Raw genomic sequence first — 18,934 nt, 5'->3', positions numbered from 1 at the left:
GCCCGGGCTCGTCCGCCATTACGACGACTGCGCCTGGCTGCGCTCAGGCGTGCTCAGCCACTCACCGAGCGCCTGGGCGGTCCGCACGGCCTCGCCGCCCAGCTCCCCTAGCCGCGCCTTGCGGGAGGTCACCACGATGAGCGTGCTGCCCTCCCCGCACCCGACGATGCAGAGATAGCTGTCGTCCATCTCGACCAGCTGGCGGATCACCCGGCCGCCGTCGACCTCCCTGGATATCGCTTTCATCGTGGCGGCGATGCCGGAGGACGCGGCGGCTATGCGCTCCGCCTGGGCCCGCTCCAGCTGGTACGAGCTGAGCTTGATCCCGTCGTTGGACAGGAGTACGGCTCCCTGGATGCCGGCGATCCTGCTCAGGTTGTTGTCCAGGACGCTGTAGATCATGTCGTTCGGTGTCGTCGTCATCGCTGATCCTGTCGGAGCTCTGATTCCACTGTCTGGGTCCCGTGTTCGTAGTCCGCCCAGGCGTCGGCCACCTCTTCGGGCGTGGCCGCGTCCCGACCGGCGTCGGTTTCCGGTGCGCGTGGCGCGCGGAGCTGCTCGGCGATGTGGGCCTGCGGGACTCGCTCGGGGAGGGCCGGCTTCGAGTCTCCGTCCCGTGTCACCAAGGGGACCCGAGGCTTGCTCTCCCCCGCCCGCTCGGGAGAGCGCTCGGGTGTCGTACGGCTGGGCAGCCCGGTCTTCGCGTGCAGGACCAGCTCGGGCTTGCGTTCATCGAGGAGGCTCACGGCCGGGGCGGACGGCGCCGACGCGCGCGGCACGTCCTTCCCTGTCCGGACCGGTTCAGTCGGCACCAGCAGTTCCTTGGGGAGGATCACGACGGCCGATGTCCCCCCGTACACCGAGCGGCGCAGCGTCACTTTGGCCCGGAGCTGGTCGGCGAGGTGGCCGACCACGAAGAGTCCGAGCCGGTGCGCGTTCTCCGCCAGGACGGAGTACGGCGGGGCGGAGTGCAGGCGCCCGTTCATCTCCTCGTACTTCTCGGCCGCGACCCTGGGTCCGCGGTCCTCGATCTCGATCGACAGCCCGTCTGTCACCAGTTCGGCACGGACGACCACCTTCGACCTGGGCGGAGAGAACCGGGTGGCATTGTCCAGCAGCTCCGCCAGGAGGTGGCTGATCTCGCTGATCACCCGCGGCTCCACGCTGATCTCGTCCAGGGCCTGGCGATCGATCCGCCGGAAGTCCTCGACCTCGGCGGCGGCTTCGCGCAGCAGGTCGGCGACGCGCATGGGCTCGGTGTGCGGATCAGGAATCTCGCCACCCGCCAGGATGAGCAGGTTCTCGATCTGCCGCCTCATGCCCACCGTCAACTGGTCGGATCGCATCAACTGGGCGAGCAGCACTTCGTCGTGACCGAAGGTGTCCTGAAGTTCGTCGGTGAGGGTCAGCTGGCGGCTGACCAGGTTTCCGGTGCGCGAGGCGATGCCCGCGGCGAACATACCGAAGCCCTGACGCTCGGCCGCGAGCTGCGCGTGCCCGTCGACGGATACGGATACGACACGCGCGAACGCGTCGCTGATACGTCCGACCTCGTCCTGGTCTCCGCTCACCGTGGGCAGCGCGCTGTCGTCGACGGGCTGTCCACGCTGGAGTCGGGCCACGACGTCCGGCAGCGTGTCCTCGGCGATGGCCACCGTACGTCGGTGCAGCTCGCGCAGGCGGCGGAGTACGGAGCGCGTGGTGAGCACGATGACGGCAGCGACGGCCAAGACGGCCGCGCCGTTTCCGACGATCAGCCAGATGACCTCGTTCTCCAGATCCGTGGCCTTGGCGTCGGCTTGCAGGAGTAGTGCTCGCCCCTGTTGCGCGTCGAGCTCGGCAACGCGCGCCGCGAACTCGTCATACGCGGCCCGCCAGGCGTCGGCCTCCTTGGGTAGCTTGATGCCGGACGCGGTGTTCTGGTGGTCGGAGATGACCGCGTCCTCGATGCGGACCTTCGTCTTCCAGCCGTCCGAGGCGAAGACCTGGTCGTAGGCTGCTCTGTCCTCGGCCGTCAGATACGGCGCGACCCACTCGTCGTACTGGTACCGCTGGGATCCGACGGAGTTGACGAATTCGGCGAACCCGGAAGGGCTCAGACGCCTGGACGGCCCGGCCAGGGCGAGGATGGTGGTCTCGCGTGCCACCATCTCGGACACCGTGAACACCGTGACGACCAAGCCGCTCTTCTGGATGAGCTCGGCGTCTTCCGCATGGCTGAACTGGTTCTGGTACACCCGGATGATGCGGTCGACGAGGTCGGAGTAGTAGCCGATCGTACGATCCGCGCCCCCGCTGCGGGCGTCCGCGCGCTCGCGGAACGCGGCCAGATCCGCGAGGCTGTGCTTCAGCTCCGCGACGTAATGATCGCCCTCGCGCCCGGTCGCCGCCAGAGCTCCGTCCGCCGCCCGGCGGAACTCGTCCGCGGCCCGGTCCGTGGCCGCGCGCCGCTCGCGCAGCTCTTTCTCGGACACGGGGCCGCCCGCCCACCGTGTGGCGGTCATCCTCCGCTCAGCCTGCACGTTGGCCATCAGCCTGGTCAGGGGTACGTAGGTCAGCTCACCAACTGCCACATCAGCGCGCAGGTGCTCCGACTGGTGCACCAGCCGCTGTGCGGTCACGACCACTTGGGCACTCATCGCCAGAATAGGGACAATCGCCAGCCAAATGAGCAGCGTACGCAGGCGCACGGTAGACCGCCGACGAGTCGTCGACTGCCCTCGCGGACCTTCGGGTTCTATGGGAGACATCTGTCCTCGGGAACGGGGAGACAGCGGGGACGCCCCAGAAGCCTGACCAGACGCAGTCCTAGGGTGTGGACCGGGGGAAGTCCGGTTCAGCTTCGGCGGGATGCGGGGTACCGATCATAACCAGCCACGACGAATAAACGGATGGATGGCTTCCATTGACGGTGTGTGGTATTGGCGACGAAGACGTTGCACTTCGGAGTGCATATCGAAACCCAACCGCGACGTCCAGCCATCCCCCCGGCCGCCTCGCACCGCGACGAACCTACGAGTACGGCCCAAAGCGCGCCGTCGGTGGTGGACTTCGGGGATGCCAGTGACGTCGAGGTCGGGTTTCTCGCGAAGTTCCCGGGCCAGGGCAGCGCAGACCCGGCGGAGGACGCGGAAGTGCCCGGCGGATCGTATGTCTTCCGGTCCGCCGGGCACGGCTTCCTGACGGAGATGCGCTACTGCGTCGCGGGGATGTGCTGGGTGACGCAGTGGACGCCGCCGCCGCCCCAGGCGAGCGTGCGCGTCGGGATGCCCACGACCTCGCGGCCGGGGAACAAGGTGCGGAACAGGGCGAGTGCGGCGGTGTCGTCCGCGTGGTTCGCGGTGGGGACGACGACGCTGCCGCGGGTCTCGTAGTAGTTGGTGTAGCTGAACGTCCTCACGTTCAGTCCGTTGAGCGTGAAGTGGGGCTGCTGGTGGAGTTCCACCAGTTGGAAGGGACGGCCCTGGGCGTCGGTGGAGCCCTGGAGAACGGCCTTGTTGGCGGCCATACGGGCGTGGTTGGGGTTGGCGGTGTCCGGCTGGGTGTGGATGAGGAGCCTCGCCGGACCGAGGTACGCGGCGCACAGATCGACGTGGCCGTTGGTGATGTCGTCGTAGGCGAGGCCGTACGGCAGCCAGACGACCTTGGTCGCCCCGTAGGACTCCTTGAGGGTGGTCTCGATCTGTTCTCTGGTCATGTGCGGGTTGCGATTGGGGTTGAGCAGGCACTCCTCGGTGGTGATGAGCGTGCCCTGGCCGTCGGTGATGACGGCCCCGCCCTCGAGGACCATGCCGACCGGCTCGCGCTGCACGCCGAGGTGGTCGCACACGCCGACCGGCAGGAGGTCGTCCTTGTCGTACGGGTACTTCTCGCCCCAGCCGTTGAAGCGGAAGTCGAGCCCGATCTTGCGCGTCTTCGCCGCGTCGACGGCGAAGATGGGACCGGTGTCCCGGGTCCAGCAGTCGTTGATCGGGTACTCGATGACGGTGACCGCGCTGCCGCACTGCGCGCGGGCCGCGGCGGCGTGGCCCGGTTCCGCGACCATGAGGACCGGTTCGAAACGGGCGATGGCCTTGGCGATGGCGGCGATCTCGGCCTGGACGTCGGTCAGCAGCCCGCCCCAGCCGACGGTCCGGTCCCAGGGCCAGGCCATGACACAGCCGGAGTGCGCCTCCCACTCCGCCGGTGCGTGGAAGACCGTTTGCGTCTCCCGCTGGGCGGTCCGCCCGGCGGCGGGGGCGGCGACGGCGCGGCCGCCGATCATCGAAGCAGCGGCGGCGGCAGCGGTCGCCGCGGCGATGCCGAAGCGTCGCCTGGACATGCTGGACATGCGTGGTGCGTTCATGGCGTAACTCCTCGTAGAGAAACGGCAGTCCGGTGTTTCCAGGTGTGGGGGGTGGGTCTCTGAGGCAGCCCGGCCGGCATGGTCGGAGCACTCGGCGGCTGTCCTCGACAACCAGCCGTCCTCGACAAATCAGGAGGGCTCGGCAATCAGGAGGGCTCGGCCGCGAACTCGGGGGACCGCTCCCCGCCCGCCTCGGCGGGCTTGTCGTTGCGGATTCTGTCCTGCGGCCGTTTGACGAGCAGATAGGCAAGCCCGGCGGCGAGAATCACCACGGTGCCCAGGACGCCCGACCACACCTGGTACCAGGGGGCGCCCGGCGGAGCGAGCGTCTCCCTCGGCCAGCAGACGTTGATCACCTCGAAGGCGGTCCACAGGACGGCCAGCACGTTGAGGAAGGTCCCCTTCTTCCCTTGCCTGATGTGGCCGGAAGGGATCCAACTGCCGCGCAACCGGGCGATCAGCGCGGCCAGGGAGACCAGGAAGAACGGCAGGAAGGTGGCCGCCGTGCCGAAGGCGATCAGGCTGCCGATGGCGGTGGCGTTCAGGCCGAGCAGCAGGGCGGTGCCGCTGACCAGGGTGGAGGCGACCAGTCCGCCGATGGGGGCTTTGCGCTTGTTGACCTTCCTGACCTGGTTCGAGAAGGGGAAGACTCCGTCCCGGGCGAGGGAGTACAGGCCGCGGGCCGCACCGCCCTGGGACGCCATGGCACAGGCCAGGAAGCCGACCAGGACGACGGCGACGAACGGCTTGTCGGACCAGGAGCCGAAGGAGTGCACCACCGCGGTGGTGACCGGGTCGATGTCCTCACCGAGGACGGCGGACTCCGGGTCGGGGTGGGCGAGGGCGACGGCCATCGCGTTGAGAATGACCACCACGCCGACGCTGAGCAGTGCCCACCACATGGCGCGCGGCACCTGTCGGCCCGCGCTCTTCGTCTCCTCGGAGGCGGAGACGCAGGCGTCGAAGCCGATGAAAGCCCAGCCGGCGACGGCGACCGCGGCGAGGAAGGCCATGGCGGTCGAGCCGCCGGACAGCTCCTCGGCCCCCATGGTGTCGGTGAACAGGACGAAGTCGTGCTCTCGGAAGAACAGCAGCAGGGCGAAGCCGACCAGCACCGATGCGATCGCCTCAGCGGCGATGCCGATGGAGACGAACAGCCTGAGGATCCTGATGCCGTAGGCGTTGACCAGCATGCACAGCAGCAGGATGGCGACCGACACCGCCACCATGGCGCCCGGCGTGGGCGTGATGCCGAACAGGGCGAAGACCCAGGGCGCGGCCAGGTAGGCCACGGTGGTGTTGGCGAACATCACGGCGAACTGCCACACCCAGCCGCCCATCCAGCCGAAGGAGGGGCCCAGCAGGCGTCGGCCCCACTGGTAGGGACCGCCGGCGAGCGGCCACTGCGAGGCCAGCTCGGAGTAGACGTTCACGACCAGGCACTGGCCGAGCAGGACGACGGGCAGCGCCCAGACCCAGGCGGGTCCGGCGACGATCGTGCCGACCATGGCCACCGCGTACAGCGCCACGACGGGGGAGACCACGGCGAAGCCCATGGAGATGTTCCCCAGGACGCCGAGGCTCCGGCGGAGCTCCTGCTTGTAGCCCAGGTCGCGCAGGCGGGCGGAATCGCTGTCCTGGGGGACCTCGGCGCCCTGCGGGGCCTCGGTGGCGGAGCTGCGGGAAGAGGGTTGGTTCATTGTCCACCTCGGGGGAGGGAGCCTGGCCGAGGCTGTCGGCGTGCCCCACTGCCTAAATCTAACGTTGTTAGGTATTCGGATTGCCGGGACCATAGCCCGACACCCGCGCCCTTGTGAAGCCGTGCCGACGGGTAACCTGACGGCCGGAAGGGGGCAACGCGTCCATGGGCCGACCGAGCCACGTACTGCTGAGCCGCGAGATCATTGCCCGCGCCGCCCTGGAACTCCTGCGGGAGCAGGGCCCCGAGGCCCTGAGAATGCGGACGCTCGCGCAGCGCCTCGGAGTGCGCGGGGCATCGCTCTACCATCACGTCGCGTCCAAGGACGACCTGCTCGACGCGGCATCGGAACTGATCAACGAAGAGATCGACCTCAGCCCGCTCGGAGACCCCCAGTGGCGGGAGGGGGTCGCCGCGTATGCCCGCGGCTACCGCCAGGTGTATCTGCGCCACTGGAACGTGATCCCCCTGGTCGCGCGGCGACGGGTCGAGGCCGACAAGGCCTTGCGCGGCTACGACACGCTGCTGGCCACCCTGACCCGGGCCGGCTGCGCGCCGGCGAAGGCGGCCGAGGTGGCGGCCGTGATCGACTATCTGGTCCTCGGCTCCGCCCTGGAGACGTTCGCCGCAGGCTTCGCCCGATCGCCGGGTGACTACCGACCGTCATATCCCTCGCTAGCCGACTCCCTCGAAGGCGCTTCGGACGTGGGCGCGGGGCTGGTCGCACTCGACGACCGCAGTTTCGAATTGGGGCTCGCCCTGCTGCTCGACGGCTTGGCGGCGCAGCTGCGGAGCTGACCGTCAGGGGGACCATGGCGGCCGGGCGCATGTGAGGGCCGCGAACTATGGTGTCCCACCACATACGACGGTGACCTGCGTGTTTCTACGGTGTGGCGACACGGAAACGTCCCCGCACATCGCCTGGAAGTGGTGCACATGGCCTCCCCCGCAGCGGCTCCACCCGCCGAATCGAACCTCAAGCGCATCGTCGCCGCGAGCCTCATCGGGACCACCATCGAGTGGTACGACTTCTTCCTCTACGGGTCGGCCGCCGCGCTGGTCTTCAACAAGCTGTTCTTTCCCGAGTCCGATCCGCTGGTCGGGACGCTGCTGTCCTTCCTGACCTACGCCGTCGGGTTCGCCGCCCGGCCGCTGGGCGCGCTCGTCTTCGGGCATTACGGTGACCGGCTCGGGCGGAAGAAGCTGCTGGTGCTGAGCCTGCTGCTGATGGGTGGGGCGACCTTCGCGATCGGGCTGCTGCCCACGCACGCGGCCGTCGGGTCCGCCGCTCCCGTGTTGCTCACCGTGTTGCGGCTGCTGCAGGGGTTCGCGCTCGGCGGTGAGTGGGGCGGGGCCGTGCTGCTCGTGTCGGAGCACGGGGACGCCAAGCGGCGCGGCTTCTGGGCCTCGTGGCCACAAACCGGGGCGCCGGCGGGTCAACTGCTCGCGACCGGTGTGCTGTCCGCGCTCACCGCGCTCCTCTCGGACGCGGCGTTCCTCTCATGGGGCTGGCGCATACCGTTCCTGCTCTCCGGTGTGCTGGTGATCGTCGGTCTGTGGATCCGGCTGTCGGTCGACGAGTCGCCGGTGTTCAAGGCGGCGCTCGCCGCCGCCGCTGAGCGCAAGGCCGCCGCCGGGCAGGTCGAGAAGATGCCGCTGGTCGCCGTCCTGAAGCACCACTGGCGCGATGTGCTGATCGCGATGGGCGCCCGCATGGCCGAGAACATCTCCTACTACGTCATCACCGCGTTCATCCTCGTCTACGCGACCACCCAGGTCGGTCTCTCCAAGCAGACCGCGCTGAACACCGTCCTGATCGCCTCCGCCGTCCACTTCGCCGTCATCCCCGCCTGGGGCGCGCTCTCCGACCGGATCGGCCGCCGGCCGGTCTACCTGATCGGCGCGATCGGTGTCGGCGCCTGGATGTTCCCGTTCTTCGCCCTGATCGACTCCGGGAGCTTCGGATCGCTGCTGCTCGCGGTGACGGTGGGGCTTGTGCTGCACGGGGCGATGTACGCGCCGCAGGCCGCGTTCTTCTCCGAGATGTTCGCGACCCGGATGCGGTACTCCGGCGCCTCGATCGGCGCGCAGTTCTCCTCGGTCGCCGCCGGTGCCCCCGCGCCGCTCATCGCGACCGCGCTGCTCGCCGACTACGGTTCCTCGACGCCGATCTCCCTCTACGTGATCGCCGCCGCGCTTCTCACGATCGTCGCCGTCGGCTGCGCCCGCGAGACCCGCAACCGCGATCTCTCGGAGGTCGCCGAGGACGCCCCCGTGGACGCGGCGCCGGTCCGCGCCGACGCCTGAGGACGCACACGACAGGCGCCGGTCCCGCGAGGGGCCGGCGCCTTCGGCGTGTTCAGCGGGCGACCGCGGCCGACATCGCGTGCAGTCGCAGGGCGAGCTGGATCTCCAGAGCCCGGGCCGGCGACTGCCAGTCCGGGCCGAGCAGCCGGCCGATCCGCTCGATGCGCTGGGCGACCGTGTTCACGTGCACGTGCAGATCGTCCTTCGTACGGGCGGGGCTCATCCCGCTCGCGAAGTAGGCGTCCATCGTCCGCACCAGGTCCGTGCCGCGCCGCCGGTCGTACGCGACGACCTGGCCGATCGTGCGGTCGACGAAGCCCTCGATGTCCCGGGTGTCGGCGAGCAGCAGGCCGAGGAAGCCCAGGTCCTCGGCCGCGGCGCCCTCACCCGCGCGGTGCAGCAGGCGCAGCGCGTCCAGACAGCGGCGGGCCTCGCCGTACGCCGTGGCGACCCGGCCCGGCCGGGCGAGGGGCGAGTCGACGGGTGCCGAGGCGCCCACCGTGACCGGCTCGCGCAGTGCGCCGCCGAGGTGCTTGGCGGTCCGCCGGGCCAACTCGGCCGCGCTCTCGCCGGGGCCGAGCGGCAGGAGCAGCACCGTCCCCCCGTCGCGTGCGGAGGCCAGGCCGCGGTGGGTGGCGGCCAGATGTGAGGCGGCCGACCACAAGCGCTGCCGGTCCGCGCTCTCCCTTACGCCGCTGTCGGCCTCTCCTCCGGCCCCGGCCCGGTCGATGCGGGCGGCGAGCACCACATGGGGCGCGTCGACGTCCGTACGGAGCCGGGCGGCGCGTTCGCGCAGCAGGCGGCGGTCGCGGTCTGGGGCGTCGAGGAGGTCGTCGAGCAGTTCCCCCCGTACCCGTTGTTCCGCCTCGCCCGCCGAGCGGCGGGCGAGCAGCAGCAGCGAGGTGACCAGACCGGCCCGCTCCAGGGTGCGCTGGTCGACGGGGTCGAGGTCGGGCTGGCCGTGCAGGACGAGGGCGCCGAAGCTCTCGCCGCCGGCGGCGACGGCGGCCACCCAGCGGTCGCCGTCGCGCAGCGCGTGGCCGTCCGCGAGCCGGGCGGCGTCGAGACCTTCCTCGATGAACTCCACCCTGCCGCCGAGGACTTCGGAGACCGCGTCGGCCACGTCGTGGACGCCGCCGCCGTGCAGGACGAGTTCGGTGAGCCGGTCGTGCACCTCGGAGGCGCGCTCGATGACGCCGCTGTGTTCGCGGATGATGTCGTTGGCCCGCTCCAGTTCGGCCAAGGCGGAGCGGGTCTCGGCGAGCAGGTTGGCCGTGTCGATGGCGACGGCGGCGTGCGCGGCGAAGGAGCCGAGCAGGGCGACCTGTTCCCGTTCGAAGACCCGGGCGCGCCGGTCGGCGGCGAACAGCACGCCGATGACCTGGCTGCCCAGGGTCAGCGGCACACCGAGGATGGCGACGAGCCCCTCGTCCCCCACGGCGGAGTCGATGGTGCGGGTGTGCTGGAAGCGGGCGTCGTCGAAGTAGTTGTCGGTGACGTACGGGCGGGCGGTCTGGGCGACGAGGCCGCCGAGCCCTTCGCCCATGCCGAGGCGGAGCTGCTGGAAGCGGGCGGAGACCGAGCCCTCGGTGACCCGCATGTACGTGTCGCCGGCGGCGGGGTCGTTGAGGCTGAGGTAGGCGACCTCGGTGCCGAGGAGGGAGCGGGCGCGCTGGACGATGGCGCGGAGCACCGCGTCGAGGTCGCGCAGTCCCGCGAGGTCGTGGGCGGTCTCGAAGAGGGCGGAGAGCTCCGCCTCGCGGCGTCGTCTCCCCTCCAGCTCCGCCCGTACGCGCAGGGCGAGCTGCTTGGCCTTCTCGAGTTCGGCCAGCGCCTCGGGGCCCGCGCCGCTCGCACGGGCGAGCAGCGCGGGCCGGTCGTATGCCTCCGCCGCGGCTCCTCGTGCGAGGAGTTCCAGGTAGGAGACCTGTTCTTGGGACATGGACACAGGGATACCTGCCGTACGGGTGGTGGCACCAGCCCTGTGGAAAACCGGCGGGCCGGAGGGCCGTCAGTGGGCGGTCCAGCCGCCGTCGAGGGTGAGGGAGGTGCCGGTGATGAAGGAGGCCTGGGGGGTGCAGAGGTAGAGCACGGCCTCCGCGACCTCCTCGGGCTCGATGAGCCGCTTGAGCGCCGAGTCCTTGAGGAGGACGTCGGTCAGGACCCGCTCCGGTGGGATGGAGTGGGCGGCGGCCTGGTCGGCGATCTGCCGCTCGACCAGGGGGGTGCGCACATAGCCGGGGTTCACACAGTTGGAGGTGACCCCATGGGGGGCGCCTTCCAGGGCGGCGGTCTTGGAGAGTCCCTCCAGGCCGTGTTTGGCGGCCACATAGGCCGACTTGAAGGCGGAGGCCCGCAGCCCGTGCACGGACGAGACGTTGACGATCCGGCCCCACCCCTGGGCGTACATGTGGGGCAGCGCTCCTCTGATGAGCCGGAAGGGCGCCTCCAGCATCACGGTCAGAACGGTGTGGAAGACGTCCGGCGGGAACTCCTCGATCGGGCGGACGAGCTGGAGCCCGGCGTTGTTCACGAGGATGTCGGCGCCGGCGGCCGCGGCCTCCGCGCCGTCGAGGTCGGTGAGGTCCAGGATCTGCGGTTCCACGGCGCCGGACAGGCCGTGGGCCTGTGCGAGGAGCGCCTCAAGGCCGTCGGCCGCGCGGTCGACGGCTCTGACCCGGGCGCCCGCGGCGGCGAGCCGGAGCGCGCAGGCGCGTCCGATGCCCCCGGCCGCCCCGGTGACGAGCGCCGTGCGGCCGGTGAGGTCGAGCTGGACGGTCCCGGGCGCGGTGGCCGGAGCGGGCGGGGCCGGAAGGGGCCGGGCCGGCGCGGGGGCGGAGGCGGGACCTGATGTGGTGGGGGCGCTCATGTTCCGCACCTTATGAAGCACCCCACCGTCAACCGATGTGTTCCCGACCCATACTTCAGCCCATGGGCGTGGTGTCGAACCATGTGGGTTCGTCGGCGAGCGCCTGCTCGATCCGGAAGTGGGAGAACCGGTTCATCTCGGGCAGGTCGTCCACGTCGAACCAGCCGACGTCCGTCGACTCCTCGTCGTTGACCCGGGCCTCGCCGCCGACGACGCGGCAGCGGAAGCAGACGTCCATGAACTGGCACTGGTCCCCGTTGGGATAGACGATGGGCTTGCTCAGGGTCTGGACGATCACGACCCGCTCAGCCTCGACGCGGACGGCGGTCTCCTCGTACACCTCGCGGACGGCGCAGGCGGCCGGCTGTTCCCCGGGCTCGACGATCCCCGCGATGATCGACCACAGGCCGTTGTCGGCCCGCCTGCCGAGCAGCACCCGGCCCCGGTCGTCGAAGACGACGGCGCTCACGCCCGGCAGGAAGAGCAGTTGGTGACCGGCGCTGGCCCGGAGTTCGCGGATGAAGTCAGGTGTACCCATACCTCGACCCTAAGGCCCTCTGGATCAAGGAACGCCTCGCGGACCCGTCTCCTCAGACCACACGGCCGGCAGGGCCCCGGCGGGCGCGGAAGGCCCGCAGCGCGGACCAGCCCAGGCCGGCGGCCGCGACCGCCGCCAGGAGCGCCTCGGGCAGCGTGCCCATCCGTGTCGCCGGGGTGAGCGAGGAGCGCAGCGGCACCTCCTCGACCAGGACGTCCGGGGTGAACATCTCCGACCGCCGCACGATCTCGCCGTCCGGCCGGATGATCGCGCTCACCCCGCTGGTCACCGGGACGACGACGGAGCGGCTGTGCTCCACCGCCCGGACCCGGGACATGGCGAGCTGCTGGTAGGTCATCTCGCTGCGGCCGAAGGTGGCGTTGTTGCTCGGTACGGAGATCAGCTGGGCGCCGTGGGTGACGGTGTCCCGCACGGCCCAGTCGAAGGCCGCCTCGTAGCACGTGGCGAGGCCGACCCTGGTGCCGGCGAGGTCGAACACGCCGACCTCGTGGCCCGCTCCGAAGTCGCGGCTGACCCGGTCGACGTGGCTGTTGAAGATCCGTACGAAGGACCGCATCGGGATGTACTCGCCGAAGGGCTGGACGTGCCGCTTGTCGTAGGTGGCGACCGGCCCCTTGTCCGGTTCCCACTGGATGAGGGTGTTGCGCAGCTTGCCGGTCTCGGGGGCGACGACGGCACCGATCACGGTCGGTACGCCGATGCTCTTCACGGCCTTGTCGATGACGTCGTACGCGTCGGGGTTGGCGTAGGGGTCGATGTCGGAGGAGTTCTCCGGCCACAGGACGAAGTCGGGCCGGGGCTTCGTGCCCTTCGCGACGTCCTCGGCCAGTTCGGTGGTGCGGGCGGCGTGGTTGTCGAGGACCGCGCGCCGCTGCTCGTTGAAGTCCAGGCCGAGGCGGGGCACGTTGCCCTGGACGGCGGCGACGGTCGCCGTACCGTCCTCGGCGGAGTCGTCGACCAGCGGCAGTGCGGCGAGGGCGCCGGTGACCGGGACGAGGACGGCGAGGGCGGCCGCGGCGAGCGGCCCGCGCGGTACGTCGCCGCTCGCCCGCCAGGCGCGGACCTGCCGGATCACCTCGTACAGTCCGAAGCCGCACAGGGCCACGGCGAAGCCGAGCACGGGCGTGCCGCCGAGCGCCGCGAGGGAGAGAAAGACGCCGTCGGCCTGCCCGAAGGCGATCTTGCCCCAGGGGAAGCCGCCGAACGGGACACGCGCGCGTGCCGCCTCGGCGAGGATCCACACCCCGGCGGCGAACACCGGCCAGACGGGCAGCCGGGAGACGGCCGCGATCCCCAGCCCGGCGGCGGCGATGAACAGCGCCTCGACGGCGGAGAGCGCGATCCACGGGAACCGGCCGACCTCGGCGCCGGTCCAGATCAGCAGCGGGAGCAGGAAGCCGAGCCCCGCGAGGTATCCGAGGCCGAACCCGGCGCGGAGCCGGCGGCCGCGCAGAGCCCAGCCGAGCAGTCCGAACGCGGGCACCGCGAGCCACCACAGCGGGCGGGGCGGGAAGCTCAGGAAGAGCATGACCCCGGCGAGCGCGGCCGCTGCCGGCCGTACGAGACGCCACGGGCCGAAACGGCCGGGCTCGGGGGCGGCGGCGGGGCCGGAGGCGTCGACGGGGGCGATCGTGGTGCTCACCTTCCGGAGTCTACGGCGCGCCCCGGCCCCGGAAGATCCCGGTCGGCCCCGGCCCCGACCGGGTCCCCGAAGATCCCGAAGCTCCCGGTCCTGGTCCTGGTCCGGCCGATCCCGGTCCTGGCCAGAACGGCGACGCTCAGGCGCTCGTCGGACCCGTCGGTGCGATGGGCGGGACCGGGGGCGTGGGAGGCGTGGGAGGCGCGGGCGGGGGTTCGGGGGTCGCGCGGCTCAGGCGGTCGCGGATGACGCGGACGGCGGAGTCGGCGTCGTCGACCGTGATGGTGAAGGTGCGGCCGTCGACCAGCGTCAGGACCAGGGCCTCGCCGCGCCGGACGATGACGCCCGTCCCCTTCTCCGGCAGCCATCGGTATCCCCATCCGCCCCAGTGCCGCGGCGTGACCTTCGCCGCGATGTCGACGCCGGTCACCTGCGACAGCGGGATCCGGCGGCGCGGCAGGCCGATGTGCCCGCAGCGGACCTCCAGGGCGCGGTCGTCGACCTTCACCGCGACATGGACGAAGGCGAGGGTGCCGAACAGCATCAGGAGGCCGACCGCCACGCAGCCGATCACCGACATCAGCAGGGCGACGATGCCGGACCTCCACGGGGCGGCGACGGCGATCTCGATGCCCAGGGCGACGAAGGCGGCGCCGGCGATCGCGAGGAGCCACTGGGCGCGGTTGGTGGCGCGGCCGGTCCAGACCTCGGGTACCGGTACCTCGGTCTCCAGGGGTCGCGGGTGGTGAGGATGGCGGGGATGGTCCCTCATGGCTCGCAGCCTACTCACGTTCCGCTTGTGCGGCGCTCGCTCGCCGCTGCCCCGTGATCGTCAGCGTGCCGGGGCCGCGGCGGCGAGGAGTCGGCCTTCCGCATAGCTCAGGGCCGCCGCCGGGAGTTCTCCCGTCCGTCCGCTCAGCAGCACCGTCAGACCGCCGGACGGGGGCGCGTCGGGCGCGGGCTCCGCGCCGATCCGGCGCAGCGCCTGTGCGGCGACTGCCCCGGCCGAGCCGTGGAAAACAACCGGCGGCAGGTCGGCCGGCTGCACCGCCGCGCGGATCCGGTCGGCGACCAGCTCGTAGTGCGTGCAGCCGAGGACCAGGGCGCGTACGTCGGGCGGGGTGAGCGCCGCGGCGGCCGCGACGGCGCGGTCCACGGCCTCCGCGTCCCCCTGCTCCACCGCGTCGGCGAGTCCGGGGCAGGGCACCTCGGTGACCTCGGCGTCCGCGGCGAACGCGCGGATCAGTCCGCGCTGGTAGGGGCTGCCGGTGGTGGCGGGGGTCGCCCAGATGGCGACCTTTCCGCCGTCCGAGGCGGCGGGCTTGATCGCCGGGACGGTGCCGATCACCGGGACGCGGGGCTCCAGCTCGGCGCGCAGCGCGGGCAGGGCGTGGACGGAGGCGGTGTTGCAGCCCACGATCAGGGCGTCCGGCCGGTGCGCGGCGGCGGCGCGGGCGACGGCCAGCGCGCGCTCGGTGAGGTCCTCGGGGGTCCTCGGGCCCCAGGGCATGCCGTCGGGGTCGGAGGAGAGTACGAGATCGGCGTCGGGCCGCAGGCGGCGAACCGCGGCCGCTGCCGGGAGCAGGCCGATTCCGGAGTCCATGAGCGCGATCTTCACCCGGTCACCCTAGCCGACCACCCTTGCGCCGCCGTCGATCTGGGGCAGACTGCGGCGAATGAGCGCCATTGCCTGGATCGCTGTGGGTTCGCTGGCCGCCTGGGGGTGGCTGCTGCTGGGTCAGGGGTTCTTCTGGCGTACCGATCAGCGCCTGCCTCCCCCGGTCCACGCGCGCGTGGACCGGGCCGACCCGATGGCCCCGCCGGTCTGGCCGCGGGTCGCGATCGTCGTACCGGCGCGGGACGAGGCGGAGGTGCTGCCGCTGAGCCTGCCGTCGTTGCTCTCGCAGGACTATCCGGGCGACGCGGAGGTGGTCCTCGTCGACGACGGCAGTACGGACGGCACCGGGAAACTCGCCGGCGAGCTGGCCGTACGGTACGGAGGGCTGCCGCTGACCGTCGTCTCTCCGGGCGAGCCGGAACCGGGCTGGACCGGGAAGCTGTGGGCGCTGCGCCACGGCATGGCCCTGGCACGCGCGCGTGGGCCGGAGTTTCTGCTGCTGACGGACGCGGACATCGCCCACGAGCCGGACAGTCTGCGCCTGCTGGTGACGGCGGCGGTCCGACACGAGCTGGACCTGGTGTCCCAGATGGCCCGGCTGAGGGTGGAGAGCTTCTGGGAGCGTCTGGTCGTTCCGGCGTTCGTCTACTTCTTCGCGCAGCTCTACCCCTTCCGCTGGATCAACGGCGGCCGCCCCCGGGCGACGGCGGCCGCCGGAGGGTGCGTCCTGCTGCGGTCGGAGACGGCCGAGCGGGCCGGGGTGCCGCACGTGATCCGGCAGGCGGTGATCGACGACGTGTCGCTGGCCCGGGCGGTACGCCGGGCGGGTGGGCGGATCTGGCTGGGGCTCGCCGAGCGGGTGGACAGCGTCCGCCCCTATCCGCGCCTGGCCGACCTGTGGCGGATGGTGTCGCGCAGCGCCTACGCCCAGCTCCGCCACAACCCTCTCGTGCTCGCGGGCACGGTCGCCGGGCTCGCGGTCGTCTATCTGGCTCCCCCGCTGGCGTCGGCGGTCGGGCTGCTCGGCGGTGACGCGGTGGCGGGCTGGGCGGGCGGGCTGGCCTGGGCGGTGATGGCGGGGACGTACCTCCCGATGCTCCGCTACTACCGCCAGCCCCTCTGGCTCGCGCTCACCCTCCCCTTCACCGCGCTCCTCTATCTCCTCATGACGGTGGACTCGGCCGTCCTGCACTACCGCGGCCGTGGCGCGGCCTGGAAGGGCCGGACGTACTCCCGTCCGGAGGCCGCACCCGACCGATAGCGGCCTCGCGCCGGACGACGAGGTCGCCGCGCCCCCGGAAAACGAAGTCCGCGTCGGAGCGCACTTTTCCCGACACAAGGAGTAGCGCCGCGGATCGACATCCGGCACTCCCGCACCTGAACGCCGGCCCAATTCGACGCGCACAGCAAGCGCCGACACCGGAACATTGGCTCCTCACGCGCATCAAGATTTCTTTACGTCAACCTAATGCCGGGCATGGCGGACGCACCCGAGGAGTCGAAGGAGACCCGTGGGTAACCCCTCCCCAGCTCGGGTTTTCAAGATCGACGCTTCTCCGGGCGACCGTTTTTGTCGCGTTCGCTCGCATTGTGGATCGACGGTCACTCAGAACCCGTCAAACAACCCTCTTATCGGGCTCCCCAACCAGCACATCGTGGGCTTAACTTATGTGCCATGACCTCCCCGCGCTCCACCTACGGAGGCGGTTACTACACCGCGCCGTCGTTCCCCGACACCCCGATCTACGACTCCCTGGTCGCTGAGCGGGGCACGCCTCAGATCGCCCCGATCCGAGTGCCTTCCGCGTACGACACCGGCAACAGCTACCTGCCGGCGCTGCCCGCGGCCCTGCCCGCCCTCCCGGCGGCACCCGGCCCCGCCCCTGCGTACACCGGCGGCGGTGCGTACGGCTACCCGCAGCAGATGCAGCCGATGCAGCAGATGGCCCCCGTGCCGCTGCAGCACGCTCCGGCGCCGTACATCCCGCAGCAGCCGACCGGTCCGCGCGGCTACCCGGGCGTCCATCCCCAGCAGCCGCAGCGTCCGGTGGCCACGGGGTACGAGGCCATGCGCCCGGCGGCCGCACGACCGGTTCCCGCGCCCGCTCCCTACGACGACCCGTACAACCGCCCGTACCAGGGCGGAGGGTACTGACGGCCCGAGGGACCGACGGTCGAGAGGCGCTGACGGTCGAGAGGCGCTGACGACGCCCCCTCCGGGGCGGCTGGCAGGATGACCGTATGCCGATTCCTGTCGTCCGCTCCCTCCACGTCCACCCGGTCAAGGCGCTGCGCGGATTCGCGACCGCTGAGGCGGAGGTCCAGCCATGGGGACTGGCCGGTGACCGCCGCTGGGCCGTGGTGGACGCGTCGGGGGCGGTCGTCACCCAACGCCGTCATCCGCGGATGGCGTTGGCCTCGGCCGAGGCGCTGCCGGGCGGCGGCGTCCGGCTGTCCGCGCCCGGCCTGCCCGCGCTGTCGGTCGGGCTGCCGCGGCCGTCGTCCACGATCCGGGTGGAGGTCTTCGACACTCCGGTGGAGGCGGTCCCGGCCGGCGCCGCGGCCGACGCGTGGTTCAGCGCCCATCTGGGGACGGAGGCCCGGCTGGTCCACATGGACGAGCCGGCGCACCGGCGTGCGATCAAGCCGGAGTACGCGCTGCCGGGCGAGACGGTGAGCTTCGCGGACGGTTTCCCGCTCCTGGTCACCACCACCTCCTCCCTCGACGCCCTCAATGCGCTGATCGCCCAGGGGGACCACGCCGACGAGGGCCCGCTGCCGATGAACCGCTTCCGTCCGAACGTCGTGGTCGACGACACCGCGCCCTGGGCCGAGGACGGCTGGACCCGGCTCGCCATCGGGGATGTCGCCTTCCGGGTCGCCAGGTCCTGCGGCCGCTGTGTCGTGACCACCACCGACCAGGCGACCGCCGAGCGCGGCAAGGAGCCGCTGCGCACGCTCGCCCGCCACCGCAAGGACGGCAGCCGGCTGATCTTCGGCCAGAACCTGGTCCCCGAGCACACCGGCACGATCCGGGTCGGCGACGAGCTCAAGATCCTCGACTGAACCAGCACCCCCCGGGCGGGGACCGCGCGGGGCGACCCGGGCGGGGAAACGCGTCACACTTCCCGTCCCGACGGGCGGGGAACCCGCCCTCGGGGCAGACTCGTTGGAAGAGCTCGGGAGAGCGCGGAACGAGGCAGGGGGTGCGGATCGTGCGGGCAGCCACCGGAGTCTGGCGCTGGCGGCGCAACCCCCTGTGCCGGACCACCGACCTGATCGAGGCATGGGTCGCGCTGACGGCCGTCGTCCTCTTCGCGTGCGCGGTGCCCGCCGTCGGCTGGATCTCCGCCGCGCGGACCGACGCCTCCCTCCAGCGTGCGGTCCAGGCGCAGTACGAACAGCAGCGGGAGACCACGGCCCGGGTCGTCCGGGTCTCCGGCGCCCCCGCGCCCGGCTTCCGGAATCCCGAGTCCGCCGGGGAGCAGCAGCTCCGCAGGCCCGTGGTGGCCCGCTGGACGGCGCCCGACGGCACGCCGAGGACGGGGACGGTGGCCGCCCGCCCCGAGTCCGCCGATCCGGGCGACACCTTCCCGCTCTGGACCGACCGGAGCGGGCGGCCCGTGACGGCGCCCATGCGGCCGGACACCGCCCACGCGCACGCGGTGATCGTCGGTCTGCTCGCGGCGGCCCTGGCCGGCGTCTTCGTCGAGGCCGCCAGGCGGGTGGTCGTACGCCGTCTCGTACATCGGCGGTACGAACGTCTCGACCGCGCCTGGGCCGAGGCGGGCCCCGACTGGGGACGTACGGGCGCGGGCAGCTGACCCGTCAACCCGGCGCCGCCGCGCGCGCTACGGTGGGGCATCGGACGAGCGGCGACGCATGAGGCGGGGGCAGA

16 protein-coding genes are annotated in these 18,934 nt (G+C 71.7%); 6 read left to right on the top strand and 10 right to left on the bottom strand.

Annotation, left to right across the window (positions count from 1 at the left end; translation table 11 throughout):
* Positions 1–18: 18 nt before the first annotated feature.
* The 4 genes from ACF06X_RS12280 to ACF06X_RS12265 all read right to left on the bottom strand — a co-directional run bounded on the left by ACF06X_RS12280 (position 19) and on the right by ACF06X_RS12265 (position 6,045).
* Positions 19–423, bottom strand: a complete 405-nt coding sequence (locus ACF06X_RS12280; protein ID WP_392287172.1) for a roadblock/LC7 domain-containing protein — start codon at positions 421–423, stop codon at positions 19–21.
* Positions 420–2,639 (bottom strand): nitrate- and nitrite sensing domain-containing protein, encoded by a 2,220-nt coding sequence (locus ACF06X_RS12275; protein WP_392287171.1) that lies wholly within the window; start codon positions 2,637–2,639, stop codon positions 420–422. Before ACF06X_RS12275 ends, ACF06X_RS12280 begins: the two co-directional genes overlap by 4 nt.
* 554 nt (positions 2,640–3,193) lie before the next feature.
* Positions 3,194–4,345 (bottom strand): agmatine deiminase family protein, encoded by a 1,152-nt coding sequence (locus ACF06X_RS12270; protein WP_392287170.1) that lies wholly within the window; start codon positions 4,343–4,345, stop codon positions 3,194–3,196.
* Positions 4,346–4,491: 146 nt separating this feature from the next.
* Positions 4,492–6,045, bottom strand: coding sequence for an APC family permease (locus tag ACF06X_RS12265; protein ID WP_392287169.1), 1,554 nt, complete (start codon positions 6,043–6,045; stop codon positions 4,492–4,494).
* A 164-nt stretch (positions 6,046–6,209) separates the two neighbouring features.
* On the opposite strand from ACF06X_RS12265, the gene ACF06X_RS12260 reads away from it, so the two are divergent.
* On the top strand, positions 6,210–6,842 hold the full coding sequence (locus tag ACF06X_RS12260; protein WP_392287168.1) for a TetR/AcrR family transcriptional regulator C-terminal domain-containing protein: 633 nt from the start codon (positions 6,210–6,212) through the stop codon (positions 6,840–6,842).
* 138 nt (positions 6,843–6,980) lie between these two features.
* A complete protein-coding gene (locus ACF06X_RS12255) occupies positions 6,981–8,351 on the top strand; it encodes an MFS transporter (protein WP_392287167.1) in 1,371 nt (456 codons plus the stop codon).
* 52 nt (positions 8,352–8,403) lie between these two features.
* Here the strand turns inward: ACF06X_RS12255 and ACF06X_RS12250 are convergent, their stop codons facing one another.
* From ACF06X_RS12250 to ACF06X_RS12225, 6 genes are all read right to left on the bottom strand, one after another.
* Entirely contained in the window at positions 8,404–10,293 is a 1,890-nt protein-coding gene (locus ACF06X_RS12250) for a helix-turn-helix domain-containing protein (protein WP_392287166.1), read from the bottom strand.
* A 69-nt stretch (positions 10,294–10,362) separates the two neighbouring features.
* Complete coding sequence (locus ACF06X_RS12245) at positions 10,363–11,220, bottom strand: 3-hydroxybutyrate dehydrogenase (protein WP_392287165.1); 858 nt, start codon at positions 11,218–11,220, stop codon at positions 10,363–10,365.
* 55 nt (positions 11,221–11,275) lie between these two features.
* A complete protein-coding gene (locus ACF06X_RS12240) occupies positions 11,276–11,758 on the bottom strand; it encodes an NUDIX domain-containing protein (protein ID WP_392287164.1) in 483 nt (160 codons plus the stop codon).
* A 52-nt stretch (positions 11,759–11,810) separates the two neighbouring features.
* The gene (gene lnt, locus ACF06X_RS12235) at positions 11,811–13,421 is read right to left on the bottom strand and encodes an apolipoprotein N-acyltransferase (protein WP_392287163.1); all 1,611 of its coding nucleotides are present in this window, start codon (positions 13,419–13,421) and stop codon (positions 11,811–11,813) included.
* A gap of 136 nt (positions 13,422–13,557) precedes the next feature.
* Positions 13,558–14,190 carry a hypothetical protein gene (locus tag ACF06X_RS12230; RefSeq protein ID WP_392287162.1) on the bottom strand — a complete coding sequence of 211 codons (633 nt, stop codon included), beginning with the start codon at positions 14,188–14,190 and terminating at the stop codon, positions 13,558–13,560.
* A 60-nt stretch (positions 14,191–14,250) separates the two neighbouring features.
* Complete coding sequence (locus tag ACF06X_RS12225; RefSeq protein WP_392287161.1) at positions 14,251–15,036, bottom strand: glutamate racemase; 786 nt, start codon at positions 15,034–15,036, stop codon at positions 14,251–14,253.
* 58 nt (positions 15,037–15,094) lie between these two features.
* Between ACF06X_RS12225 and ACF06X_RS12220 the strand changes: the two genes are divergently transcribed.
* The 4 genes from ACF06X_RS12220 to ACF06X_RS12205 all read left to right on the top strand — a co-directional run bounded on the left by ACF06X_RS12220 (position 15,095) and on the right by ACF06X_RS12205 (position 18,860).
* On the top strand, positions 15,095–16,297 hold the full coding sequence (locus tag ACF06X_RS12220) for a glycosyltransferase (protein WP_392287160.1): 1,203 nt from the start codon (positions 15,095–15,097) through the stop codon (positions 16,295–16,297).
* Positions 16,298–16,711: 414 nt separating this feature from the next.
* Complete coding sequence (locus ACF06X_RS12215; RefSeq protein ID WP_392287159.1) at positions 16,712–17,191, top strand: DUF6643 family protein; 480 nt, start codon at positions 16,712–16,714, stop codon at positions 17,189–17,191.
* An 86-nt stretch (positions 17,192–17,277) separates the two neighbouring features.
* Entirely contained in the window at positions 17,278–18,102 is an 825-nt protein-coding gene (locus tag ACF06X_RS12210) for an MOSC domain-containing protein (protein WP_392287158.1), read from the top strand.
* A 149-nt stretch (positions 18,103–18,251) separates the two neighbouring features.
* Entirely contained in the window at positions 18,252–18,860 is a 609-nt protein-coding gene (locus tag ACF06X_RS12205; protein WP_392287157.1) for a hypothetical protein, read from the top strand.
* The last annotated feature ends 74 nt before the right edge of the window (positions 18,861–18,934 follow it).

Source organism: Streptomyces sp. NPDC015346 (assembly GCF_043078785.1).
GTDB lineage: Bacteria > Actinomycetota > Actinomycetes > Streptomycetales > Streptomycetaceae > Streptomyces.
This window is presented reverse-complemented; position numbering and strand designations above follow the sequence as displayed.

Bases quoted from the DNA above. Each gene is read 5' to 3' on its own strand.
- ACF06X_RS12280 (WP_392287172.1), bottom strand. From the start codon at position 423: ATGACGACGACACCGAACGACATGATCTACAGCGTCCTGGACAACAAC.
- ACF06X_RS12215 (WP_392287159.1), top strand. From the start codon at position 16,712: ATGACCTCCCCGCGCTCCACCTACGGAGGCGGTTACTACACCGCGCCG.
- ACF06X_RS12230 (WP_392287162.1), bottom strand. From the start codon at position 14,190: ATGAGGGACCATCCCCGCCATCCTCACCACCCGCGACCCCTGGAGACC.
- ACF06X_RS12255 (WP_392287167.1), top strand. From the start codon at position 6,981: ATGGCCTCCCCCGCAGCGGCTCCACCCGCCGAATCGAACCTCAAGCGC.
- ACF06X_RS12250 (WP_392287166.1), bottom strand. From the start codon at position 10,293: ATGTCCCAAGAACAGGTCTCCTACCTGGAACTCCTCGCACGAGGAGCC.
- ACF06X_RS12240 (WP_392287164.1), bottom strand. From the start codon at position 11,758: ATGGGTACACCTGACTTCATCCGCGAACTCCGGGCCAGCGCCGGTCAC.
- ACF06X_RS12265 (WP_392287169.1), bottom strand. From the start codon at position 6,045: ATGAACCAACCCTCTTCCCGCAGCTCCGCCACCGAGGCCCCGCAGGGC.
- ACF06X_RS12260 (WP_392287168.1), top strand. From the start codon at position 6,210: ATGGGCCGACCGAGCCACGTACTGCTGAGCCGCGAGATCATTGCCCGC.
- ACF06X_RS12245 (WP_392287165.1), bottom strand. From the start codon at position 11,220: ATGAGCGCCCCCACCACATCAGGTCCCGCCTCCGCCCCCGCGCCGGCC.
- ACF06X_RS12270 (WP_392287170.1), bottom strand. From the start codon at position 4,345: ATGAACGCACCACGCATGTCCAGCATGTCCAGGCGACGCTTCGGCATC.
- ACF06X_RS12275 (WP_392287171.1), bottom strand. From the start codon at position 2,639: ATGAGTGCCCAAGTGGTCGTGACCGCACAGCGGCTGGTGCACCAGTCG.
- ACF06X_RS12220 (WP_392287160.1), top strand. From the start codon at position 15,095: ATGAGCGCCATTGCCTGGATCGCTGTGGGTTCGCTGGCCGCCTGGGGG.
- ACF06X_RS12210 (WP_392287158.1), top strand. From the start codon at position 17,278: ATGCCGATTCCTGTCGTCCGCTCCCTCCACGTCCACCCGGTCAAGGCG.